General features: G+C 62.0%; 20 protein-coding genes and 1 riboswitch. Of the genes, 12 read left to right on the forward strand and 8 right to left on the reverse strand.

Annotated elements, in window-relative coordinates:
- Window positions 1-32: 32 nt before the first annotated feature.
- Complete coding sequence (locus G6N83_RS03255) at window positions 33-881, forward strand: exodeoxyribonuclease III (RefSeq protein ID WP_165139245.1); 849 nt, start codon at window positions 33-35, stop codon at window positions 879-881.
- A 76-nt stretch (window positions 882-957) separates the two neighbouring features.
- Window positions 958-1,935 (forward strand): tryptophan--tRNA ligase, encoded by a 978-nt coding sequence (trpS, locus tag G6N83_RS03260; protein ID WP_208379776.1) that lies wholly within the window; start codon window positions 958-960, stop codon window positions 1,933-1,935.
- 154 nt (window positions 1,936-2,089) lie between these two features.
- Here the strand turns inward: trpS and G6N83_RS13830 are convergent, their stop codons facing one another.
- Window positions 2,090-2,575, reverse strand: coding sequence for an endonuclease domain-containing protein (locus G6N83_RS13830; RefSeq protein WP_241246267.1), 486 nt, complete (start codon window positions 2,573-2,575; stop codon window positions 2,090-2,092).
- A gap of 828 nt (window positions 2,576-3,403) precedes the next feature.
- On the opposite strand from G6N83_RS13830, the gene G6N83_RS03270 reads away from it, so the two are divergent.
- From G6N83_RS03270 to G6N83_RS03280, 3 genes are read left to right on the forward strand one after another with little or no spacing between them, the layout of a single operon-like run.
- Window positions 3,404-3,967 carry a GNAT family N-acetyltransferase gene (locus G6N83_RS03270; protein WP_165139249.1) on the forward strand — a complete coding sequence of 188 codons (564 nt, stop codon included), beginning with the start codon at window positions 3,404-3,406 and terminating at the stop codon, window positions 3,965-3,967.
- A 29-nt stretch (window positions 3,968-3,996) separates the two neighbouring features.
- Window positions 3,997-4,860: an Fpg/Nei family DNA glycosylase gene (locus tag G6N83_RS03275; protein WP_165139251.1), complete on the forward strand. Its 864-nt coding sequence runs from the start codon at window positions 3,997-3,999 to the stop codon at window positions 4,858-4,860.
- 59 nt (window positions 4,861-4,919) lie between these two features.
- The gene (locus G6N83_RS03280) at window positions 4,920-6,707 is read left to right on the forward strand and encodes a hypothetical protein (protein WP_165139253.1); all 1,788 of its coding nucleotides are present in this window, start codon (window positions 4,920-4,922) and stop codon (window positions 6,705-6,707) included.
- Window positions 6,708-6,730: 23 nt separating this feature from the next.
- Here the strand turns inward: G6N83_RS03280 and glpK are convergent, their stop codons facing one another.
- The 7 genes from glpK to G6N83_RS03315 form a co-directional block, all read right to left on the reverse strand.
- Window positions 6,731-8,269, reverse strand: a complete 1,539-nt coding sequence (gene glpK / locus G6N83_RS03285; protein ID WP_165139255.1) for a glycerol kinase GlpK — start codon at window positions 8,267-8,269, stop codon at window positions 6,731-6,733.
- A gap of 84 nt (window positions 8,270-8,353) precedes the next feature.
- Window positions 8,354-10,084 carry a glycerol-3-phosphate dehydrogenase/oxidase gene (locus tag G6N83_RS03290; RefSeq protein WP_165139257.1) on the reverse strand — a complete coding sequence of 577 codons (1,731 nt, stop codon included), beginning with the start codon at window positions 10,082-10,084 and terminating at the stop codon, window positions 8,354-8,356.
- 109 nt (window positions 10,085-10,193) lie between these two features.
- The gene (locus tag G6N83_RS03295; RefSeq protein ID WP_165139259.1) at window positions 10,194-12,257 is read right to left on the reverse strand and encodes an alpha-galactosidase; all 2,064 of its coding nucleotides are present in this window, start codon (window positions 12,255-12,257) and stop codon (window positions 10,194-10,196) included.
- Window positions 12,258-12,262: 5 nt separating this feature from the next.
- Complete coding sequence (locus G6N83_RS03300; RefSeq protein ID WP_165139261.1) at window positions 12,263-13,585, reverse strand: ABC transporter substrate-binding protein; 1,323 nt, start codon at window positions 13,583-13,585, stop codon at window positions 12,263-12,265.
- Between the two features lie 72 nt (window positions 13,586-13,657).
- Window positions 13,658-14,557, reverse strand: a complete 900-nt coding sequence (locus G6N83_RS03305; protein WP_165139263.1) for a carbohydrate ABC transporter permease — start codon at window positions 14,555-14,557, stop codon at window positions 13,658-13,660.
- Window positions 14,557-15,489 carry a carbohydrate ABC transporter permease gene (locus G6N83_RS03310; RefSeq protein ID WP_165139265.1) on the reverse strand — a complete coding sequence of 311 codons (933 nt, stop codon included), beginning with the start codon at window positions 15,487-15,489 and terminating at the stop codon, window positions 14,557-14,559. The genes G6N83_RS03305 and G6N83_RS03310 overlap by 1 nt, the downstream gene beginning before the upstream one ends.
- The gene (locus G6N83_RS03315; protein WP_165139267.1) at window positions 15,486-17,549 is read right to left on the reverse strand and encodes a beta-galactosidase; all 2,064 of its coding nucleotides are present in this window, start codon (window positions 17,547-17,549) and stop codon (window positions 15,486-15,488) included. Before G6N83_RS03315 ends, G6N83_RS03310 begins: the two co-directional genes overlap by 4 nt.
- Before the next feature lie 147 nt (window positions 17,550-17,696).
- Between G6N83_RS03315 and G6N83_RS03320 the strand changes: the two genes are divergently transcribed.
- From G6N83_RS03320 to G6N83_RS03350, 7 genes are all read left to right on the forward strand, one after another.
- A complete protein-coding gene (locus G6N83_RS03320) occupies window positions 17,697-18,716 on the forward strand; it encodes a LacI family DNA-binding transcriptional regulator (RefSeq protein ID WP_241246268.1) in 1,020 nt (339 codons plus the stop codon).
- 45 nt (window positions 18,717-18,761) lie between these two features.
- Window positions 18,762-18,919: riboswitch (FMN riboswitch) on the forward strand.
- A 56-nt stretch (window positions 18,920-18,975) separates the two neighbouring features.
- Window positions 18,976-20,019, forward strand: a complete 1,044-nt coding sequence (ribD, locus tag G6N83_RS03325; RefSeq protein WP_241246269.1) for a bifunctional diaminohydroxyphosphoribosylaminopyrimidine deaminase/5-amino-6-(5-phosphoribosylamino)uracil reductase RibD — start codon at window positions 18,976-18,978, stop codon at window positions 20,017-20,019.
- Entirely contained in the window at window positions 20,019-20,669 is a 651-nt protein-coding gene (locus G6N83_RS03330) for a riboflavin synthase (RefSeq protein WP_165139271.1), read from the forward strand. Before ribD ends, G6N83_RS03330 begins: the two co-directional genes overlap by 1 nt.
- Window positions 20,666-21,946, forward strand: coding sequence for a GTP cyclohydrolase II (ribA, locus tag G6N83_RS03335; protein WP_165139273.1), 1,281 nt, complete (start codon window positions 20,666-20,668; stop codon window positions 21,944-21,946). The genes G6N83_RS03330 and ribA overlap by 4 nt, the downstream gene beginning before the upstream one ends.
- Window positions 21,943-22,416, forward strand: coding sequence for a 6,7-dimethyl-8-ribityllumazine synthase (gene ribH, locus G6N83_RS03340; protein WP_165139275.1), 474 nt, complete (start codon window positions 21,943-21,945; stop codon window positions 22,414-22,416). The genes ribA and ribH overlap by 4 nt, the downstream gene beginning before the upstream one ends.
- A 62-nt stretch (window positions 22,417-22,478) precedes the next feature.
- Window positions 22,479-22,832 (forward strand): Fe-S protein, encoded by a 354-nt coding sequence (locus G6N83_RS03345; RefSeq protein ID WP_165139277.1) that lies wholly within the window; start codon window positions 22,479-22,481, stop codon window positions 22,830-22,832.
- Window positions 22,833-23,003: 171 nt separating this feature from the next.
- The gene (locus tag G6N83_RS03350; RefSeq protein WP_165139279.1) at window positions 23,004-24,494 is read left to right on the forward strand and encodes an MFS transporter; all 1,491 of its coding nucleotides are present in this window, start codon (window positions 23,004-23,006) and stop codon (window positions 24,492-24,494) included.
- The last annotated feature ends 6 nt before the right edge of the window (window positions 24,495-24,500 follow it).

Genomic DNA, 24,500 nt, shown 5'->3' on the forward strand with positions numbered 1-24,500 from the left:
CCATGTCGGCGGGGCCAGTTAGGGTGAAAAGCGTGTCTCGTACAGTTCGCATTGCTTCCGTCAACGTCAACGGCATCCGTGCCGCAGCCCGCAAGGGAATGAACTCCTGGCTGGAGACTGCCGGCGTCGACATTTTGACGCTGCAGGAGGTGCGTGGCACCGCAGAGCATCTGTCGATCGCGCTCCCCGATTGGCACATCGAAGAAGATGAGGCACTGCAGAAGGGTCGCGCGGGGGTGGCAATCGCCAGTCGGACTCCCCCGGTCGAGGTCCGCAAAGAACTCGGGGGCGACGATTTCGATTCCAAGGGCCGCTGGATCGAAGCCGATTTTGCCATCGAGGGCGAACAGTTCACGGTCGTGAGCGCATATGTCTACACCGGCGAAGACGGCACACCCAAACAGGATGCGAAGTACGCATTTCTCGATGCGATGACCGAGCGGATGCCGCAGCTCGCAGCCGATGGCTCTCTCGCCCTGATCACCGGCGATCTGAACGTTGGCCACCGCGAACTCGACATTAAGAACTGGCGGGGCAACCTCAAGAAGGCCGGGTTCCTTCGCCGCGAACGTGCCTACTTCGACAGCTTCTTAGCCCCCGAAGGCGAAGCAATTACCCGCATCGACGACTCAGCCGGCGTGGGTCTCGGATGGACCGACATCGGACGCGCCTTCCACGGTGACGTCGACGGGCCATACTCATGGTGGTCCAATCGTGGCCAGGCATTCGATACCAACACCGGGTGGCGAATCGATTATCACCTCGCCTCCGCTCCGCTCGCCGGGCGGGTGACCGATTACTCGATCGTGCGCGCACCCTCGTGGGACACACGCTGGAGCGACCACGCACCCGTCATCGCCGACTACACACTCGGCAGCTAAGCGCGGCCGCCGGCACTACGGTCGTTAGCGCCCCGTCTAGAATCGTGGAGTGAGCAAAGCGCGCCTGTACTCCGGAATGCAACCCTCCGCCGACTCTCTCCAGATCGGTAACTACATTGGAGCGCTCCTCCAGTGGCGCGACCTGCAAGAGTCATACGACGCGTTCTTCTCCGTCGTTGACCTGCACGCGCTGACGGTTCCGAACGATCCGGCCGAACTGCGCGAAAAGACGCGCCGCACGGCTGCGCAGTACATTGCCGCGGGTATCGAGCCCGCGAAGTCAACGCTCTACGTGCAGTCCCACGTGTCGGCGCACGCCGAGCTTGCCTGGATTCTGTCAACCATCACAGGGTTCGGCGAAGCCGGCCGCATGACGCAGTTCAAAGACAAGTCCAGTCGGTATGGGGCTGAGGCATCCTCCGTGGGCCTTTTCACGTACCCCGTGCTGATGGCCGCCGATATTCTGCTTTACCAAACGGCCATCGTTCCGGTGGGCGATGACCAGAAGCAGCACGTCGAACTCACCCGTGACCTGGCTGAGCGATTTAACGCACGCTACGGCGACACCTTTCGCGTGCCGGTGCCGATGATCCAGCAGGACACGGCACGCATTTACGATCTTCAGAACCCGACAGCCAAGATGTCGAAATCGGCGGAGTCCACGGCGGGCGTGTTGTGGCTGCTTGACGATCCGTCGGCGAGCGCCAAGAAGATCATGCGGGCCGTCACTGACAGTGAGGGCGTTGTGCGTTACGACCGCAAAGAGAAGCCAGGCGTTTCGAACCTCCTTGTGATCTATGCGGCACTCACCGGCCGACAGATTCCCTCGCTCGAAGACGAGTACGCCGGACGCGGTTACGGAGACTTCAAAAAGGGACTCGCTGAGGTCGTCGTCAATGAGTTCGGTCCGGTGCGCGAGCGCGCGCTCGAGCTCCTTTCGGACCCGGGCGAGCTCGACCGCGTACTGGCGAAAAACGCCGACCACGCGGCATCCGTCGCCGACGAGACACTCTCGAAGGTCTACGACCGGGTCGGGTTGCTTCGCCGCCGCTGACGCACACTCCGTTCCCCGCTGGCCTGCCTCTGCCTTCTTCCCCTCACTCCTCCCCTGCACGAACTCAGGCAATCCATCCGACTCGACAGCGGAGAACCCGGTCGTTGCCGAGTTCTGCAGCATGCGCAGCCGAAGGATGCCTGAGTTAGTGCAGTCAGCGGCTGGCGCCGCGCGCGGCGAGTAGACCGCGCACGGCTGCCCGCACCCGTTCGGGCTCGGTGAAAATCAGCTTCGCTGTCGGCCTTAGTACCGTGTATCCCCGCTCTGCGCTGGCGAGATCCCGCAACCGGTCACGCTCCTGGTACCGCCAACCGGAGTGAAACTCTTCGCTATCGCACTCGATGATCAACCAACCATCGACCAGTAGATCAACGCGACCGACCCCGTCGATCACCACTTGCAATTCCACCTTGCAGCCGAGCGAACGAAGTATCAGACGGAGCAAAGTTTCGGCACCTGATTCTGCTCGGCCGTCGATAAGCAGACGAAGCGGCCGGTACCGCGCCGGCAGAGCCGCAAACACGTCGTCAAGGCCCTGTTCATCCACAAAGCCGAGGTGCAGGGCGCTGTCGAACGTCGCGACTGTGGCACGGGGCGCTTGGCAGCGAGCAGCGGCGGCGAGCCCATCGACGATACTCACGCAGGTCGCGTCGTGGGAGCAAGGGACACTCAGCACTTCCCAGTGCATTTGGGTGCCACGGACAGAGCGATGCTCGAGCCGATGCCAGCGATCGTGAGGAGAGCGCAATCGGCTCATAGTGTGTGCGGCACGGACGTGAAGCTTCGAGTTGTTCAGCACGAATATTCCAGCCAGCTGCAGCAACGAGAGGCACGTTAGTTGGCCTCCCACCCGCACCGCGCGGGAGATAGCGTCAGGCGCGTCCCCCGGCAGATAGTGATCGCGGCGCGCCCGCAGGAGCACTCCGCTTGCCACCGCCCTGGCAATCGCGCCTCTCCCCCAGCCTGCGTTCCGGAGTTGCGCGCGAGACACCGACCTGGCGCTTGCCGCCATCTCGCGACTATCGGTCCATCGATCAAACTCATGCATACGCCCACGCTCACGACTGCGCGGCGTCGACGGGATGAGTGCACTCGACTCCGGGTCGAACGTCACTGCCTGCCTCGCTGGGGAGGACAGCCTGCACTAACGCAGGCAGGATGCCGTTCGAGCGGTTTCAGGACCCCGGTCGGGCACCGTTCTGCCTGAGTTCGGGTACGAGACGGGGCTGCCGCCATGTGCGAATGAACGGGACACGCGTTTCAGGGGCGCGGAGCAGCACACGTGCACTAACGCAGGCAGAATGCGGCCGCACCGCACCTGAGACACCCGAAACGGCTGGTCGCTGTTGTATTGCCTGCGTTCGTGTCGGGGAAGTTGTTATACGGAGTGTGCGCTGGTGTTCGACGCCGGGGCGGTACGGGGAAGGGACGACGACGGCACTGCTAGGCGGGCGGATATTCTGGCGCCATGGAACCCGTGGTTTTGCATACAGCACGTCTCGTACTCTCCGCTCCGACAGCTGCCGATGTTCCGGCGATTTTTGCCGCCTGCCAGGATCCGGACATTCAGCGTTACACGACGGTGCCATCGCCATATCTACGCGAGCACGCGGAGAAATTCATTTCCGACACCGCCGAGCAATGGGACGCCAAGACCCACCTCACGTGGGCGATGCGCCACAACGATCGCCTCGTCGGAATGATCGGGCTATATCGCCTAGACAAAGACGGCGGCGCGGAGCTTGGTTACTGGGTCGACCCCGAAACGCGTGGCCGGGGCTTCGTCACCGAAGCGAGCGCCGCGGTGCTCGATTGGGCATTTGATCGGCACACGCTGGGGCTGCAACGTGTCGAGTGGCGCGCAGTCGTCGGAAACAATGCCTCTGCTCGCGCGGCGCGGGCAGTCGGTTTTCGTTATGAAGGAACACGACGCCGTGCTCTCGTCCATGGTGACTACCGCGACGATGGTTGGGCCGCGGCGCTGCTAGCCGAAGATGACCGCCAACCGCAAGCGTGGCCTGTTCTGCCCTGATCGCCGCGACGCGTGCCAGGATAGTGCGCATGCCAGAGATGCCGGAGGTTCAGGGGCTCGTAGATTTCTTGAACCATCGCATCGTCGGCCTCAGCATCACGCGAGCCCGCGTGGTCTCGATAGCTGCGTTGAAAACCTACGACCCTCCGGTAGAGGATCTCGAAGAAGCAACCGTGGTCTCCGTTTCACGCCACGGCAAGTTCATCGATATCGCCACTACCGAAGCGCATCTGATCTTTCACCTAGCCAAGGCGGGCTGGCTGCGCTGGCACGAATCGTTGCCCACCGCGCCCATCAAGCCGAGCGGACGCTCGCCGCTTGCGCTCCGCGTCGGTTTCGACGATGCATCCGGGTTCGACCTCACCGAGGCCGGGACCAAAAAATCTCTCGCGATATCGGTAGTCCGGCTACCGACAGATGTTCCGGGGATCGCGCGGCTCGGACCCGACCCGCTGGATCCAGCCTTCACCATCGACGTACTCGAAGCGATCGTCACGGCACGTCGTACCCAGATAAAAGGCGTGCTCCGGGATCAGTCGATAATCGCTGGCATCGGTAATGCCTACTCGGATGAGATTCTGCACGCCGCACGCGTGTCTCCGTACGCACTCGCGTCGTCGCTCAATAGCGAAGAAATAGCTGTGTTGTTTCGCGCCATCACCGAGACGCTGACGGATGCCTCGGCCGCTGGCGCGGGACGGCCACCCGCCGACCTCAAAGATGCGAAGCGACGCGGAATGCAGGTGCACGGCCGACGCGGTGAGGTGTGCCCTGTGTGCGGTGACACAGTACGATCAGTCTTTTTTGCCGACAACAGTCTTGAGTACTGCCCTACGTGCCAAACGGGCGGAAAACTTCTCGCAGACCGCAGGCTCTCACGCATCCTGAAGTAACTGCTTTTCTTTTCGGAAAGTTTCTCCCGTGACGCCGCCAGCATCGCTAGGGTGAGGCCGTGGGCGAATTCCCGATCGCCAACGTGCATCGCACGCGTACCGCCGTGCCGACGGTCTTTGACTCTGGCAGACAGGCGGCTCTCACCCCTGCCCTCGCAGTGCGGACGGCGCTCACCAGTCGCCGGTTTTACACCGGATGGTCAGCCCTCGTGTCATTCGTTTTCGCTAGCACCGTTTTTGGTGCGTACCTCGGCCCTACGACCCTCAACGAATACGGTCGCGGCTTTATTGTGTCTGCCGTCACCTGGTCGATTCTGGCGATCTGTGTCGTCCCTTTCGCTCTGCTGCAGCGGCGTCTCGAATCCCCTCTGCTGCGGACGACGATCACGGTAGGCACCCTCATTGCGGCTTCACTCGTGCGAGCCCCCCTGAACGATGCGTTGTCGTCGTTGATCACGCCAGACGTAGCCAATGCGGGTCATTGGACTCAACGTGGCCTCCTCAACCTCCTCGTCTGGACGATCGTGCTCACGATGGTCGCGGTGGCAACGACGAGTTACGAGGCGTCCTCGGCGATGGCTCGTCGCCTTGCATCGGGGCTGAACGCAATGCGCGCCGCCGACCAGGAAGTGGACCAGTTCGCGGCAGAGGTAACAGAGGCCACCAACACAGCACGCCGTGAGTTGCTCGGCGCGATCGACGCGGTCGGTGATCCTCGATACGGAGAAGTGGATTTCGAGCGCGTCAAGAAGCTCTCCGAAGCAATCCGCTCGCAGAGCCATCTTCTCGAGTCATTCGCAACGCAGCGGTTGCGGTCTCCGCGTGAGCTCGTGACTGCAGCCCGCTCGTATCGCGTGCCTCGCCGGACGGTCTTGGCGCGAGTAGCAACTCCCCCAATCATGCTCGTGGGGGGCGTATATGGCGTGGCGACGGCAGCGTACACGCTGTACTTTCTCGGACGTGAAGCGGGCATCTTTCTGCTCGCGATCGTCTTCAGCGTCAGCTTTCTCGTTGACCTGCTTTGCCGGCTCGGCAGAAACAAGCTGTCGGCACGACGGCGCGGCGCCCTCGTCGTCTGCGCCTGGATCGCGTGTGGTGCGGTTATCGCGGCGGTGACGACCGCGCTTCCCACGGCCCCAGTCGTTGCTCCACTCATCCCGCTACTCGGGATACCGGTGGTCGCGGCAATCGCGGCGCTGTGCACCGACTCATTTGCAGAGTTGCGCATACAAGAAAAGCTTCTCACTCAGTCCCTGTCGGGATATCGAGGTTCTGCTGGTGCACGCACCAGCGAAATCCGCGCGGCGCTTCATCGCGTCAGCGAACGGCTCCACGGACGCGCGCAGGGGCGCTGTGTCATGTTCGCCGCTACACTCGATGAACGATCGGCGCTCCCCCAAGAAGTCTCGGATTTCCAGTCGGAGGTGCGCCTCGCCGTCGAGACAGCCTTTGATGAGAGCCCCGGCGTGCGCGATGTTGCCCGCTTGGATGATCTCATCTCGACGTGGTCCCACGTGCTCAGCATCGACGCGGCGATCGAAAGAGAGGCGGATGTCGCAATGCGTGATCCGTTGGTTTCGCAAAACGTCGTCGAGATCGTTACCGAAGCATTCGTGAACGCGATTAAACACTCCGACGCTCGCACCGCGCGGGTGGCGGCCACCGTCGCTGCAGATTCGCCGTCGACGCTGCAGGTGGATGTGTCGACTCCGGGTGTCATTCAACACCGCGGACCGCAGGGTCGCGGGCTCCTCAATATCAGCGTTCCCACTCGCCTGTTCGAACGGGACGGATGGGTCGTGCTCGAAGCACGAGTCCCCTGCGCTGAGGCGGCTCAGCCGAGCTAGCGCCGCAGACTTCTGCGGTGAGGTCAGGGTCCGGTCGTTCCCATCAGGGTGCGCGCGTCGTCGTCAACCCAGTCGAGCGACTTCGTGAGCGCCTTTCGCCACAGACGAATGCGACGAGAGCGCTCATCGGCATCCATCTTCGGTTCAAAGCGTCGATCTTCACGCCAGTGCTCTCGCAGCTCATCGCGAGTCGACCAGACGCCGACCGCGAGACCTGCGGCGTACGCCGCTCCGAGCGCAGTGGTTTCGACGACGGCGGGACGCACAACCGGGATACCGAGAATGTCAGCCTGGAACTGCAGTAAAAGGTCGTTCTTGGTCATGCCCCCATCGACACGTAGCTCTTGAAGCTCGCGACCCGCGTCTGCCACGACTGCCTCGATGACATCGAGGCTCTGGAACGCCGTCGACTCAAGTGCGGCACGTGCGATATGCGCCTTGTTGACGTAGCGGGTGAGCCCAACGAGCGCGCCGCGAGCATCCGGTCGCCAATGCGGCGCGAACAGGCCGGAAAACGCGGGAACGAAATACGCTCCGCCGTTATCGTCAACCGAGTTAGCGAGCTCTTCGATGTCTTCTGATCGCTGGATGAGCCCGAGATTGTCTCGAAGCCACTGCACGAGCGAGCCGGTGACGGCAATGGAGCCTTCGAGCGCGTACCTGGCGGGCTCGTCGCCGCAGCGGTATGCGACGGTCGTCAGGAGGCCATGCCGCGAGCGCACGATCTGTTCGCCGGTGTTCACGAGCAAGAAATTGCCGGTGCCGTAGGTGTTTTTGGACTCGCCGATATCGAACGCGGCCTGGCCGAACGACGCTGCCTGCTGGTCCCCCAAGATTCCAGCGATACGGATGCCCGCGGCCTCACCCGGTTCGCTGATTTCGCCGACTACCTCGGATGAGGATCGGATTTCCGGCATCATCGAGCGGGGAATGTTCCACACCGCGAGCATCTCGTCAGACCACTCGAGTGACTGCAAATCCATCAGAAGGGTGCGGCTCGCGTTTGTCACGTCGGTGATGTGCCGGCCGCCCCGCGTTCCGCCAGTGAGGTTCCACACCAGCCACGAATCTGGGGTTCCGAACATCAAGTCCCCAGCTTCCGCCGCGGCTCGAGCGCCCGGAACGTGGTCGAGAATCCAACCGATTTTCGATGCCGAGAAGTACGTGGCAAGCGGCAGCCCCGTCACGTCAGCAAATCGGTCACGCCCGCCATCAGCGATGAGCTGATCGATGCGCGGCTGAGTGCGAGTGTCCTGCCAGACGATCGCTGGGTGCACCGGCCGCCCCGTGCGGCGATTCCACACGATCGCGGTCTCGCGCTGATTGGTAATGCCCACAGCCGCTATTTCGGCGGCGGAGAGACCAGCGCGCGCCAAGACCGAGGACACGACCCACTCAGTGTTCGTCCAAATCTCAACCGGATCGTGTTCGACCCACCCCGCTCGGGGGAGCAGTTGCGAATGCTCGCGCTGAGCTGTCGCAACTATCGTCCCGCGCGCATCGAAAATGATCGCTCGCGTCGAGGTCGTTCCCTGGTCAAGGGCGAGGACATGCTCGGCCATGGCACTTCTTCCCGCCCGCAACTATGCGGGCATCGTCTATGTGGGCAGCGTCGTCGGTGTCGCGCATGCACCGGGTTGCGTCGGTCAGGCTATCGCGGACTCGCTCGCGGCATGCGCAGCGGCCGGTTCTGCGGCGTGAACCGCTGCGACGCCAAGGCTGACTTCAGCTTCGATCCGAGCGGCATCCCACCCGAGAACCGGGGCGATCGCTACAGCTATCTCGGCCGCGGATGCGTCGTCGGCATCTCCGACGAAGGCGACACTCGTGCGCCGCAGCAGAATATCGGCCAGGTGTACGACATGTTCGGTGCGAGCAATGTGACGAAGCTCACCCGTGCTGTACTCGGGAAGAGTCGCGAGCTGCATGTCGTCTGCGTCTGCGCTGATGGCCGCGATCACGTCGGATGCCACGGTCCCGTAGCGTTCCAGAAGCGCAGCCGTGCGGACGCGGCCGATTCCGGAGTCGTGCGCGGTGATCCATTGCTGGCGAGCACGGGCAGTGGCGGGGTAACCCGCACCACCGCCGATGGCCAGCCCCAGCGTGGAGCGACGGCGGTCACGACCGAGGGAGGCGAGGGCACGATTCGTGAGCGACTCAGCCGATGCCCGGAATGTCGTCCATTTGCCACCGACGAGACTGAATACTGAGACGCCAGCGGCGCCCGTGAGCGACGATTCTTCGATGCGGTAGTCGCGGGAAACGAAACCGGGCGCCATGTCGCCGTGTCCGGGCAGCGGTCGCACGCCAGAGAACCGATACACGATTTGGGAACGGTCGACATCGACGTCGGGCAGGACATGACCTATCAGGTCGAGGAAGTAGTCGACCTCAGCCTCAGTGCAGATCGCAGGCTGCGACATGTCGTGCTCGAGATCACTCGTGCCGATCAGCACACGACCCTTGAGCGGGTAGATCAAGACGATGCGACCATCTTTGTGCTCGAAGAAGAGCTCGCGTCCACCGGTCGCCGCGAGCAGCTCCGGGTTGTCGAGCACGATGTGTGAGCCTTTGGTTCCCCCCATGTAGTGGGTCGGCTCATCGATCGCCGCGTTGGTGAGATCGGTCCAGGGTCCCGCTGCGTTGATGACCACGGGCGCCGCGAAGTCGTATTCTGCCCCGGTTTGCTCATCGCGCAATACGATTTTGCCGTCGCGCGCCCCCACTGCCGAGGTGTAGTTCGCAGCCCGGGCGTTTCCGGCACCGGCCGAGATTCCGTCTCTCAGTACGTCTACCGCGAGTCGTTCGGGATCTTGAAGCGAGGCGTCCCAGTACGAGGCGGTGTACTTCACACCACGGTTGAGGTCCGGGAGTATTTCGAGTGATCGCTTCTTGCCGTGGAATGCGTGCCTGCGAACGCGTCCCCCACCGCGCGAGAACGAGTCGTAGATCACGAGACCGATCTTGATGAGTACCGCGCCGCGTTCGCTGGGCTTTCCAGAACCGTGGCGCAGAAAGCGGAAGGGGGCCGCAAGGATTCCGGAAAATGTCGAGAAGATCGGGATGGTCGTCTGAAGCGGACGCACGTAGTGGGGAGCGGTTTGCAGTAGCGCATTGCGTTCGGTCACGGCCTCATGCACAAGTCGGAACTCGCCATTTTCGAGGTATCGGACGCCACCGTGAATCATGTGGGATGACGCCGCGGATGCGCCGCTAACGAAGTCGTTCTTCTCTACGAGGGCGACGTCCACGCCCTGAAGCGCCAGGTCTCGAAACGTGGCGAGGCCGTTGATTCCGCCACCGATGATGAGCACCTCGGCAGAGGGGCGAGCAGTGAGCGAGTGAGCTGTCGCGTTCTCGGCATTCGTGTTGGTCATGAGTTCCCTTTCCTGCTTCTACCCTCACAGAGTTTCGAACCGGACGGGTTTTCTCTCAACGGGTTTGCACAAATGTGCAGCGGTGCTGTGACGCTGAGCGTACGAACGGTCATTGGATGGCGCGAACGGCGAACAATTGTGCTTCTCCAGGAAGCAGTCCCGGCATCGCAAGGCCCACCTCGCCGAGCACACGGCCGGTAGCCTCTACTCCCCCCTCGAGCCAGGGTGGAGGTGCGTCGGCCAACGAATGCGGTGAGGCACCGATGTCGAGCCGCTCAACGCGGTATCGCCGATTCGCATCGAGGTGAGGCATCCGAAGTCGCGGTGGAACAGCGGTCTCAGCCGCCGCTATCAGGGCATACGAGAACACGGCTTCGGAGAGGTCGGTCGCGACGACCCCGTGGACCACCACTGCCGGGTCCGGCTCATCGACGTGCACAACCTTGCCGCTGTGCAAAAGTGCCCGGTGAGTACGATGCACCTCGATCCACCGGCGGATGATCTCGAGGTCATCGCGATCAAGACGAGTGAGGTCGGACTCGATTCCGGCGTGACCGAAGAAGGCAGTCGCGAAGCGAAACGCGAGCGACGAAGTTCTTCCTGATGTGTGTGCGCGGGCATCACCGAGATGCGAGCCGAGATACTCGGGTGGAATCAGGATGCCGGTGTACCGCTGAATGCGCTGACGCTCGAGCGGATCGTTGGTGTCACTGGTCCAGACACGATCGACTCGCGGCAGGATTCCGAGATCGATTCTCGCGCCCCCCGAGGCGCACGACTCGATTTCCACCTGCGGGTGCAAGCGCCGCAATTCATCGAGAATCCGGTACAACGCGAGCACCTGCTCGTGTGATTCGTCGACAAGGAGGTCGCGGTTGTGGTCCCACTTGAGGTACTTGATCGGGTACTCCCGTAAGAGAGCATCCAGCGCGTCGCGCACGTGTGTCTCGGCGCCGGGTGCCGCAAGGTTCAGTACGTGCTGCCAACGCCAGGTGACGGCATCCTGTCCCGACATGATCCATTCCGGATGCGCCCGCGCGAGTTCTGAATCAGAGCTGATCATCTCGGGCTCAACCCACAACCCGAATTGCATGCCCCGCGCCTCGACACGCTCAATGAGCGGTGACAGACCGTCGGGCCAGGTCGTCGTGTCGACCGTCCAGTCGCCGAGAGCGCGCTTGTCGTCGCTCCGGCCGGAAAACCAGCCGTCATCGAGAACGAACCGTTCAACGCCCACATCTGCTGCGCGATCGACGAGGGGTGCCAGGCGATCGATCGAGTGATCGAAGTAGACGGCTTCCCACGTGTTGAGGGTTACCGGTCGAGGTGACGCGTGCGTCGACCACGACCGCACCCAGGGGTGAACTCTTGACGAAATGCCATCTAGCCCCTGATCAGACCATGCCGCCACGACCGTGGGGGTTTCGACTGAGTGCCCCGGTGCGAGCGTGACAGGTGGCCGACGCTCCCCCGCACCGAGCACTGTGGTTCCGAGCGCCGAGCGCTCGAACCACTGCTGCGTGTCACCGCTCCAAGCGACGTGTGTCGCCCACACCTCGCCCGAAGAGAAGCCGAAACCTGGAGTGCCTGCCGCCATCAAAAACGCGTCGTCGTGTCCGCCTCTGCCATGTCGAGACTCCCTGAGCCAGACTCCCAAGCCAGGCTGCTGTCGCTGAGGTTGCCGCTCGCGCGACCATAAGCCGGTGAAGTCGAGCAACTCGCGGGCCCGATCCGGGACCGGAAGCGCTATGGCCGCAGAAGTCAGTGTGATCGCACTCGCGCTCTCGTTGTGAACGACATGCGAGGCCAGCAATAGACCCTGCACCGTGAGCTCAAGGCGTGTCGTGACGGATGACTCAGGCCATTCGCTAATCGAGGTGATGACGTTTTCACGTCGTGCCGTCTCGCGGTGCCGCGGCGTGCCTGCGGCCTCGGTGAATGCAACGACCGGATGCCCGGACCAGCCTTCATGGAGGCCCGCAATCAAACTGAAACGCGGCGGTCGGTCGATCGAACTCGGCGGGTTGAGCTCCACTGTCGCATCGACCAGATTGTGGAGATCGCTATCGGCAAGAGCGCCGAGGTCGCGACCCCAGTGCACGATCACCGGCACCTCCGTGCCGCGGGAGTCGACTACGAGAGAGACTCCCGCAGCACGGAGGTGATGGATCATGCGTTTTACTCCGATACCGGGATGGACTGCGCCTCGAGCGTGTCGATCGTCGAGCTCTGCGCTGACTTCAAGGCATCTTCAAGTGTGCCCTGTCCGGTGACAGCCTTCTGGAATCCGTCAGAGACATCCGCGTAAGTCTGCGTCATCGTCGGGCCCCACAGGAAGTCCGGGTTGACCTCAGCGGCAGCCGCGGCGAACACGTCATAGATTGCCTGGCCACCATAGAAGTCGACACCCTCCTTGAGCACGGGCAGGTCGAGACCCGCCGTGGTCGCGGGGTAGATGTTAGCGCTCTCGTTGAGGGCTGTCAGAGCTTCTTCCGACGTGTTGAGCCACAGCGCGAACTTGGCCGCTTCGTAAGGGTGCTCGCTGCCCTTGAATACCGCAGTCGACGATCCGCCCCAGTTTCCAGCCGCGTTCTGTCCGGCTTCCCACTGCGGCGAGCTTGCAACGGACCACAGACCTGCTGTGTCAGGGGCACCACTCGAGATCGAGTTCGCACCCCATACCGCTGACTCCCACGTCCAGACTTCACTGGAGTTGTAGGCGTTGTTCCACTCTTCGGTCCACGCGGGGTAGGTGGACACGAGATCGTTGTCGATCAGGTCCTGCCAGTACGCAGCAACGGTCTCTGATTCGCCGCTGGCGAGATCAACAGTCCACTCGTCGCCGTCGTTACCGAACCACTCGCCGCCCGCTTGCCAGACGAGGCCGGCAAACTGGTTGATATCGGCCGTCGAGAAGTTCGTGATGTATCCGCCGAGAGCACGGATCTCCTCGGCAGCGGTCTTGTACTCATCCCACGTTGTCGGAACAGCGATGCCGTTCTGTTCGAACAGGTCAGAGCGGTAGAAAAGCGCCATCGGGCCCGAGTCCTGCGGGATGGCGTAGATGCCATCCGAACCGAGCGTGACCTGCGACCACGTCCAGGGGATGAACTCAGACTCCGCGGCAACGACGTCGTCGCAGGCCGAGAGGTCAGTGAGGCCGTCCTGAACGCGGAAGCTCGCGAGGGCGTCGTACTCGATCTGACCCAGGTCAGGTGCGTTTCCTGCTTCGAGCTGGCTGAAGAAGTTCTGGTAGGTGCCGGAGTTACCGTTCGGACCGGTCTGGACCTCGACCTGGATATCGGGGTTCGCTTCGTTCCAGGTCGCTACGACATCTTCAATTCCCGGGATCCACGAGGTGAATTCGAGGGTAACCGGACCGTCTGCGGGCGTGCAGGCGGCAGCGTCGGTGCTGCCACTGTCTCCAGATGTACATCCTGCAAGCGCGACCGCGCTCAGCAGTACGACGCCTGTGGCGACTGCTTTCTTGGTGTTGTGCATGATTTTTCAGTGCTTTCTGTGTGGGGAAAGGGACTTTTACGGATGCCGGAGATACCTCCTCCGGCGCGGAACCTACTTCACGGAACCGGCACCAAGGCCGCCGCGCCAGAAGCGCTGAAGTAAGAGGAAGGCGATGATCAACGGGATGATCGAAAGGAGGGAGCCCACGAGCACGTAGGTGCGGAGCTCCGGGATCTGGTTCAGCTGCGTATTCCAGGTGTAGAGCCCGTATGTGACGGGGAAGAGCTCCTGTGAACGGAGCATGATCAGCGGCAGGAAGAAGTTGTTCCAAATCGTGACGAATTGAAACAGGAACACTGTCACGAGAGCTGGAACCATGAGCCTGATCGACACGGTGAAGAAGGTGCGAACCTCGCCCGCGCCATCGAGTCGTGCGGCTTCGATCAGCTCATCGGGCACACTCGATGCCGCATAAATGCGGCTGAGATACACACCGAACGGGCTCACGATACTCGGGAGCAGTACGGCCCAAATGGTGTTGGTCAGGTTGACCTGGCTGAAGAGCAGGAACAGCGGCAACGCGAGAGCAGTCGCCGGTACCAGTACTCCTCCGAGCACGACGTTGAACAACAGTTCCCGCCCGCGGAAGGAATACTTCGCCAGTGCATACCCGCACATCGACGCAAGAATCGTCGCGAGAACAGCGCCAACTCCGGCATAGAGGAGGCTGTTACCGAGCCAGCGCACGTAAATACCGTCGTTGTAGTCGAGCAGGTCTTTGATGTTGTTGAACAGATTGAAATCGGCGAACCACAGCGACGGTGTTGTGAGGAGCTGGCCACGGTCTTTCGTGGAGGCGATGAATAGCCACCAGATTGGGACCAAGAAGTACAGGGTGAATACGCACATGATCAGCAGTGCTGCCCCGCGGGAAAGTATCCCCTCCTTAGGGCCTTTACCGGTGACGAGATCGTCGGCTGTCGCACCCTTGGTGCGCGTGAGGAAGCTCATCAGTCGGCCTTCCGCTGGGTGATCTTCAAGAAGGTGAACGAGAGAACGAACGTTGCGAGGGCCAAAACGACCGAGAACGCCGCGGCGAGGTTGATGTTGGGAATCGAGTTGGTCGCATACACAGTCATGTTGGGTGTGAATGTGCTGGACACAGCGGAGCTAAAGGATCGGAAGACCTGGGGCTCGGCGAGCAGCTGGAGAGTTCCGATAATCGAGAAGATCGCGGTCAGCACGATCGCCGGTGCCACCATCGGGATCTTTATCGACCATGCGATGCGGATTTGACCCGCGCCGTCGAGTCGGGCGGCCTCATACACTTCGCTCGGAATCGCCAGGAGCGCCGAGTAAATGATGAGCATGTTGTATCCGACAAACACCCAGGTCACAACGTTTGCGATCGACCAGAGCACGAGTTCCGGCGAGAGAAAATCGATGGCGCGCGTCACATCGGTGAACGGTGACAGATTCGGAGAGTAGAGGAATCCCCACATGATCGCCGCGATCACTCCGGGAACCGCATAGGGAGCAAAGAATGCGAGGCGGAAGAACTTCCGGCCCTTGAGAACTGGCGAGTCAAGCAACAGAGCGAACAGCAGCGCAAGCCCGAGCATGACCGGCACTTGCACAACACCGAACAGCAGCACGCGCAGCACGGATTCCCAGAAGGGTGCGTTCTGCAAGACGAGTGCGTACTGCGCGAACCATCCGAACACCTCTTGAGGTGCCCCGTATGTGCCGTCGCGCTCAACGACGAGCAGTGACTGCCACACCGCGTACCCGATCGGCACGAGATAGAAGAGAAGGAATAGCACACCGAAAGGCGCGGCAAAGAATGCGACCGCGGATCGGTGTGTTTGTCCGCGCCGCGGTTTCTGCACTGATCGTCCCCTACGAGAACGTTGTGCAGTCGGGTCTACGACGTCAGTTGTCATGACGCAGACTCCTCTCTGATAATTCGAACCGCGCCAGGTGGAACCTCGACGGTTGCGACAGTGTTGTCGCCAGCAGTGTTGTGGCCGGCAGTGTTGTGTCCGGCGTTGTTGTCGCCGGTGATCAACTCGGTACCGCTCACCTGCAGCTGAACCGAGGTATTGCTGTGGTTAATCGCGAATACGTAGGATGCGAGGTCTCCTCGACGGCGCACTACTTCGACGGCGCCCTCGGCGTCCCCGCTTACGCGCACCGGAGAGTCCACTCCCGCCTCGGCGGCAAGCTGCAGCGCGAGAGACCGATATTCCTCGGGTTCGAGCAGTGTGGAGAGATACCACGCGTTTCCAGATCCCCACCGGTTTCGCGTGATGGCTGGGCTGCCAGCGGCTGGCCCATCGGCGAACGCATCCACCACCTCGGCGGTCGTGACACGCATGCGCTCCGACCACTTCGTCCCGGTGGCCCCACTATCGAGTGAAACTCGGGAGTCGGGGGCTAGCGGAGCGAATTCCTCCACCGCGACGCCGAGAGCGTCGCGGAAGGGCCCGGTGTAGCCGCCCGCCCACACTCGATCATTTTCGTCGACGATTCCGCTGAAGAACGTCACGAGCGCAGTGCCGCCGTCCGCGATCCAATCGTTGATGATGGCCGCTTCTTCGTTGCGAACGAGATGGAGGCCAGGAACGACGACCAGTTTGTACTCGGAGAGGTCAGCACCGGGCGCGACGACATCCATTGTCATGTGGAGCGCCGCAAACGCGGCGTAGACCGCGTGCACCTGATCGAGATATCCGATAGCCGTGCTCGGCCTCGATTCGGCGTCCGCTGCCCACCACGATTCCCAAGAGAAGACAAGAGCGATGTCAGCGACAACACGGGATCCTGCCACTTCGTCGAGCTTGCTGAGGATGGCGCCGAGTTCGACGACTTCACGCCAGAGCTCCGAATCGGTACCCGCATGCGGCAGCATCGCGGAGTGGAATTTTTCGCTGCCCTGCAAAGAAGCACGCCACTGAAAGAAGCACACGGCGTCCGCACCACGCGCAACGTGAGTAAGCGAGTTACGCAACATTTGGCCGGGGCTCTTTGCGAAGTTAATCGGTTGCCAGTTCACAGCGCCCGTCGAGTGCTCCATCAGAAGCCACGGGGACCCAAGGGCCAACCCGCGCGACAAATCTGCGGCGAAGGAGAGCTCGGTACGTGGGTCACCGAGTCGGTAGTCGAGATAGTGGTCGTTTGCAACGACGTCCATCTCGCCCGCCCATTGCCAGTAGTCCATGTTCTCGATGTGGGCGGCGACCATGAAGTTCGTGGTCACCGGCACATCGCTCAAATCGCGGATGACAGCCGCCTCTGCTCGGTAGTAGTCAAGGAGCTCATCGGAGCTGAAGCGGTGAAAGTCGAGGGCCTGTCCGGGATTCCTTGCTGAGAGGGCGGCACGCGGAGGAAGAATCTCGTCCCAATCGCTGTAGGTCTGAGACCAAAACGCGGTGCCCCAGGCCGCATTCAGCGCATCAATTGAGTTGTAGCGTGCCCGAAGCCAGCGGCGAAACGCTGCTGCGCTCTGATCGCAGTAGCACAGCGCGTTGTGGCATCCGAGCTCATTCGATACGTGCCATAAGGCAACAGCTGGGTGAGATCCGAAGCGCTCAGCGACAGCTCGAACGAGCGATAGGGCTGCTGTGCGAAAAGCTGGAGAGCTGGGGCACCATGCTTGGCGGCCACCCGGATAGCGCGTGGTGCCGTCTTCAGCAATCGGCAGAATCTCGGGGTGCGCAAGAGTCAGCCATGCTGGCGGGGAGGCCGTTCCCGTCCCAAGATTCACCCGAATGCCCGCGGCGTGCAGAAGCTCGATGACACGGTCAAGCGATGCGAAGGTGAATTCGCCGCTACGCGGCTCGACGGCGGCCCAGCCGAAAATGTTGATCGCGACAAGGTCCACGCCCGCTTCGCGCATGAGCGCGACATCCTCTTCCCAGACAGAGGGATGCCACTGCTCAGGGTTGTAGTCACCGCCGAAGGCAATGCCGTCGTGGGTGAACGTGTGTGCGGGGGCCGCCATGGTCTCCTCGTATCTGTGAACGTGCACAGAAGAACGTAAAATCTTCATCGATGCAAAATGTGTGAACGTGCACACACTATAGATAGCGCGAAAGACATGTCAACAACGACGAACAAAAGTTGCACGCTTGGCACATACGATGGGTGCGTGGCTTCCGAGGATCGACGTCGTCGTGCGACGGTAAATGACGTAGCCATCGAGGCTGGAGTTTCGCGAGGAACCGTAAGCCGCGTGCTGAATGGAAAGCGATATGTTTCCAGCGAAGCACGTTCCGCGATAGACGCAGCGATCGCCAAAGTGGGATTCGTCCCCAACGGGGCCGCACGCAGTCTGGTCATGCAACGTTCACAAGCGGTGGGACTCATCGTGCACGAGCCCAGTTCGCTTTTTATCGAAGATCCCAACATCGGCTCGATCCTCTTGGGCGCCAATGAAGCGCTCTCAGAGGCCGACTATCAGATGGCGTGCCTCATCGCGGATTCATCGCGCGACATAACGCGCCTGTCGAACTACTTGAGTGGCGGCCTCATCGACGGCGTCATTATCGTGTCGGCTCGCGAAGGCGACGCTATTACACGGGCCGTCAGCCGACTTGATCTTCCGACCGCTTTCGTTGGGCATCCACGTGACATCGGCAACGCTGCCTACGTCGCTATTGATAATCAGACTGCGGCTCACGCAATCACGCGCCGGTTGGCCGAAACCGGTCGTCGACGGATTGGCATGATCGCCTCCGCTTTGGACCGAGACTCTGGTGCGGACCGACTTGCTGGCTTCACAGCCGCACTCGGGAATGATTTTGACCCAGCGCTCGTCGAATCTGTGCCGCTCTACTCGTATCGAGACGGCCAGGAAGGCATGCGAGCACTCTTGCAACGCGCACCTGATATCGATGGCGTGTTCGCGTCAAGCGATGCAGTTGCCGCCGGCGCCCTCGAAGTTCTTCATCTCGCTGGCCGCCGAGTGCCTGAAGATATCGGCATCGTGGGTTTTGACGACAGCTCATGGGCGATGAGGTGCGATCCGCCCCTTTCGACAGTGCAGCAGCCGGCCACGAGCCTTGGGCGCGCAGCTGCCGAGGCTGTGTTGCGACAGATTCGTGGCGAAGAGCCCCTGCAGAACGCTCAGATGCTCGAGTGCCCGATCGTCTGGCGCAACTCCGCATAGCGGGAATGAATTTTCACCAAAACTGTTGAGTACACTGATGAGCAGAAGTGCTCCGGGGTCGGTGAGAATCCGAACCGGCGGTGATAGTCCGCGACCCGACGCAATACATTTCACGATGAGTGCGACGGTTGAGCTGGTGGAACTCCAGCACCGACGGTGATGCGACACACCAGTGTTGCTAGTCCGGATGAGAGGAAGCACAAGACGCCGTAGGCGTTGGCACGGCCGTTCCCGGGGCGCCGCAATAAAGGGAACGGGAATGACCACGAAGCCGGTTGAGCGTGATGCCATGCTCCTCGCGCTCACGCTCGCGCGACGCGGCCCTGCGGGCATCAACCCGCAAGTCGGCGCCGTCATCCTCTCGCCCGGGGGCGAAATTCTCGCCGAGGGCTGGCACCGCGGAGCAGGAACAGCGCATGCCGAAGTCGATGCTCTTTCGCACCTTTCGCCCGGCGATGCTGCGGGAGCAACCGCGATTGTCACACTCGAACCTTGCAACCACACCGGGAGAACCGGGCCGTGCACCGAAGCGTTACTCGATGCAGGCATCGCACGCGTCGTCTTCGCTCTCTCCGACCCGGGTGATGCATCCGGTGGCGGTGCCGAAAGGTTGCGCGCGGCCGGAGTTCAGGTCGAAGCGGGGGTGTGTGCGGATGAGGCGCGAGACCTCCTCTCTTCGTGGCTGACTGTGCAAGTACTCGGCCGCCCGCACGTCACAGTGAAATGGGCGCAAAGCCTTGATGGCCGCGCTGCCGCAGCTGACGGCACAAGCCAGTGGATCACCGGCGCGCAGGCGCGCAGCGACGTCCACGTGCGCAGATCCCGCGCCGATGCCATCGTTGTCGGAACCGGAACCGTTTTGGCAGATGACCCATCGCTGACAGCGCGCACACCCGATGGCGATCTATACGACCACCAGCCGCGACCTGTGATCATCGGCGAACGAGAAACTCCGAGCGATGCTGCAGTTCAGCAGCATCCGCTCTCGCCCTGGTTCTTTCCGACTCACGACCTGGCTCAGGTTCTGAGCGAGCTGCGCGGCCGCGGAGTGCACAGCGTCTTTATCGAGGGTGGGCCGAGCCTCGCGAGCGCGTTTCTGAGCCGAGGACTCGTCGACGAAGTGCTCATCTACACGGCGCCGCTTCTTCTCGGAGGCGATCGCCTGGCCACAACAAACATCGGGGTCGATTCAATCGGCGATGCGATGCGCGTAAACATCCTCCACACCACTCAGCTCGGTGCCGATTTTCTCGTGATCGGCGCCCCGCTTGCAGCTTCACCCGCAGATCAAGGAGACCTCTAGTGTTCACCGGAATCATCGAAGAAGTCGGCACCGTCACAGCTGTCGAATCCTCAGGTGACGGCGTTCGTCTGACGGTGCGCGCGCCGCTTGCGGTATCGGATGCCAGCCACGGCGACTCGATCGCCGTAAGTGGCGTTTGCCTCACGGTTATCGAGCAGGGCGCTGACTGGTTTACCGCAGATGTGATGCGCCAGACACTCGATATGTCTACCCTCACCGGCGTTGCGCCGGGCACCGAAGTCAATATCGAACGCGCAACCGCCGCACACGGCCGGCTCGGCGGACACATCGTTCAGGGCCACATTGACGGCACCGGAACTGTGGCCGAGGTCCGGCCTGGTGACAAATGGCAGGTAGTCCGCATCGACATGCCACGCACGCTCGCAGCCCTCGTCGTCGACAAAGGATCGATCAGCATCGATGGCGTCTCACTCACGGTGAGTTCAGTGAGCGCCGCTACCGAGGCGACTCAGTGGTTAGAAGTCTCACTGATTCCCGAGACGCTGTCTGCGACAACTCTCGGTCGTCGCGCCGTCGGCGACGCGGTCAACCTCGAAACCGACATCCTCGCCCGACATGTGCAACGCCTCTTGACATTTTCACCTCCCCCGGCGCCCTCCGACGCCCCAACAGAAGGAGGCTCGCGATGAGCCTTTCATCCATCGAAGACGCCCTCACCGCGCTGCGGGAGGGCCGTCCCGTGATCGTCGCCGATGACGAGAGCCGCGAGAACGAGGGCGACGCGATCCTGTCGGCAGCGCTCGCGACGCCCGAGTGGATTGCGTGGACGGTGCGCTGGTCAAGCGGTTTCATTTGCGCACCGATGCCAGCCGAATGGGCAGACCGCCTCGATCTGCCGCCCATGGTCGAAGTGAACCAGGATGCGCGCGGGACGGCATATACAGTGAGCGTCGATGCGGCCGATCGCCGTGACTCCACGGGCATCAGCGCCTCAGACCGCGCCCACACCCTCAACGTGCTTGCGAACCCAGCCTCCGTCGCTTCCTCGCTGCTTCGCCCCGGCCACGTCCTTCCGCTTCGCGCAGTGGATGGCGGCGTGCGCGAGCGCCCCGGCCACACCGAAGCCGCCGTCGAGCTCATGAAACTTGCCGGTCTCGAGCCGGTGGGCGCCATCGCTGAGATCGTGGCCGAAGACGGCGCGATGATGCGGATGCCGGGCCTTCTCGATCTGGGAGAGCGCGACGGGTTGCCGGTAATCACGATCGAGCAGCTCATCGCTCACTTGCAACTCATCGACCCCATCGAGCCGGCTGAGGCTCCGGTGCACAGCCGGCGGGTGAGCTTGCGTGCCGAATCGCTCGTGCCGACGTCACACGGAGTCTTCCGCTTTTTGGCGTACAAAGACCGTGTGACGGGAACTGACCACATCGCCGTCGTTTCTGGTGATCTCACCGACGAAGCCCCTCTGGTGCGGGTGCACTCAGAGTGCCTCACCGGCGAAGCATTCGGCTCGCTCAAGTGCGAATGTGGCCCCCAGCTCGATGCTGCCCTCGACACGATCGAGCAAGAGGGTGGAGTCGTCATCTATATGCGCGGACACGAGGGGCGCGGTATCGGTCTCATCAACAAGCTTCGCGCCTACAGCCTGCAAGAGCGCGGTCTCGACACCGTTGACGCCAATCTCGCACTCGGTCTACCAGCAGATGCCCGCGATTACGCGGCGGCCGCCGGTATTCTCACCGATCTGGGTGTCGACAAGCTTCGACTGCTCACGAACAACACCGACAAGGTGAATCAGCTGCAGAACCTGGGGCTCGACATCGTTGAGCAGGTGCCGCTGCTCGTGGGCGTCGGCCCGAACAATCACCAGTACCTTTCGACGAAACGGGACCGCATGGGACACATCATTGCCGAACAAGACCTGAGCGATGCGATCGCGAAGATGCAGGAAGGCACCGGCGCATGAGCGGCAAAGGAGCACCCGTCATCGTTCCCACCGATGCATCGGGTTTGAAGGTCACGATCGTCGCTGGCACCTGGCACGATGTGATCACCGACGGCCTCATCGCTGGAGCTGAGCGCACTCTCGAGGCTTCGGGCGCAACGTACCGTCTTGTGCGTGTACCTGGTTCGTTTGAGCTTGCTCTTGCGAGCAAGGTTGCGCTTGAAGCGGGCGCGGATGCTGTCGTCGCACTGGGTGTCATCATTCGAGGCGGCACTCCCCACTTCGAATATGTCGCGTCCGCCGCGACCGATGGGCTCAACCGCGCCTCACTCGATACCGGAAAGCCCATCGGCTTCGGTCTTCTTACCCTCGATGACGAGCAGCAGGGACTTGATCGCGCGGGGCTCCCGGATTCGAAAGAAGATAAAGGCGCTGAGGCCGCCGACGCTGCTGTCCGCACAGCGCTACTGCTACGTGCACTGCGCGAATGAGCACGACCGGTGTGAGGCATCCCTTGCTGGCGGGACTGCAACGGCGCGCATAATCTAGCTGCATGGAGACCCTGCGCCACGTCGTTGTATTCGTTCACCTGATAGGTTTCGCGACGCTCTTCGGAGCGTGGGCCGTCGAGGCCTTCAACCGCCGTATCCGGGTGACGCCACTCATGAACATCGGCATGGTCATCGCTGCAGTTGCGGGACTCGCATTGGCCGCTCCGTGGGGTCTTGAGTACGACTTGAACTACACCAAAATCGGCGTGAAGCTCATCGTGTTGTTGATCATCGGTGCCTTCCTCGGTATCGGGCAGAGCAAGCAGCGGAAGACGGGCAGCATGCCGTCAGCACTGTTCTGGTCGGTCGGCGTGCTGACAGCCCTCAACGCTGCCATCGCCGTTATCTGGCGCTAAAGCTGTGTCGGGGCCGCCACGCGGCCTACAATAGAGAGTTCGCATCGGCGATAGTGCCCGCGACGCCGGTGACCCAGCGCAGTGCCGCCTGATGCGCCACAGCGCCTCGGGCCCGCGCCACCGTTTGTGTCCCAGAAGGACCGCACCGCTCTCTCTCTTTTCAGGCTTCATATGTCATCTGCATCCCCTGCCGCGCCCAACACCACTGCTGCCCCGCTCAATCCGCGCTCGCGCGTCATCACGGCCAGTCTTGTCGGCACGACGATCGAGTTCTACGACTTCTATGCGTATGCGACAGCCGCAGTCCTCGTCTTTCCGGTCCTGTTCTTTCCGACGGGGAATGACACCACGTCACTGCTCTCGTCGTTCGCCGTTTTTGGCGCGGCGATGGTTGCCCGCCCCATTGGCGCCGTCGTGTTCGGTCACTTCGGCGACAGAGTCGGACGCAAAACAACCCTGGTTGTTTCGCTCCTCACGATGGGAATCGCCACATTCCTGATCGGATGTCTTCCCACATTTGCCGACATCGGCTGGTGGGCAGCTCTTCTCTTGCTCGTGCTGCGACTGGCGCAGGGGTTCGCACTGGGCGGAGAGTGGTCAGGAGCAGCGCTCGTTGCGACCGAGAACGCACCCAGGGGAAAGCGCGCGTGGTACGGCACGTTCCCACAGCTCGGTGCACCCATCGGTTTCATCATCGCCAACATGGTGTTCTTGACGATCAACTGGGCTCTCCCTCACCCAGATGGGGCTCTGCAGCGTTCAGAAGCATTCCTTGCCTGGGGCTGGCGCGTCCCATTTCTCTTCTCGGCGGTCATGGTGTTCATTGGGCTGTGGGTGCGGTTACGCCTCGTTGAATCCGAAGCCTTCGTGAAGGCGGAGAAGAAGGGCGCCATTCGCAAGTTCCCGCTCGGGTTTGTGATCCGTCGCCACTGGAAGAACCTCATCCTCGGCACGTTCATCATGCTTGCGACCTACGTGCTCTTCTACCTGATGACAAACTTCACGCTCTCTTACGGCACGAAAGCGGCAGATCTTTCTACAGCGTCGGCGGCTGCTCAGGCTGCGGCGGAGGCCGCGGGCAAGTCCTTCGATGCAACAGCGTTCGCAGAGCAGTTCTACCCCGGTCTCGGATTCGGATACATCGACTTCGTGCTCATGCAAATCATCGGTGTGGTGTTCTTCGGTATCTTTACGTTGCTTTCTGGCCCGATTGCCGATGCGATCGGTCGCCGGAAGCTCCTCATTTGGGTCACAGTCGGCATCATCGTCTTCGGGCTGTCGTTCAACCTGTTCCTCATGCCATACGCAGATGCGAAATTCACGGGCGCTCTCGTGCAGGCGTTCCTGGTCTTCGGCTTCGTATTGATGGGTGCAACATTCGGACCGATGGGCGCGTTGCTACCGGAGCTGTTTCCGACGAACGTCCGCTATTCGGGCTCAGCGATCGCGTACAACATGTCGTCGATCCTCGGCGCGGCCGTGGCTCCCCTCATCGCGGTGTGGCTGTGGGCCGCAGCCGACGGCGAGCCCTGGCTTGTCGGACTGTACCTGTCTGCGATGGGCGTTCTGACCCTCATCGCACTGCTGCTGTCGAAGGAAACGAAAGACGTCGACTACGACGACGACGGTTCACTAGGCGTCGGAGCGACCGCATCGCTTTAGCGTCTG

Source organism: Microbacterium endophyticum (assembly GCF_011047135.1).
In the GTDB taxonomy this organism is placed as follows: Bacteria; Actinomycetota; Actinomycetes; order Actinomycetales; family Microbacteriaceae; genus Microbacterium; species Microbacterium endophyticum.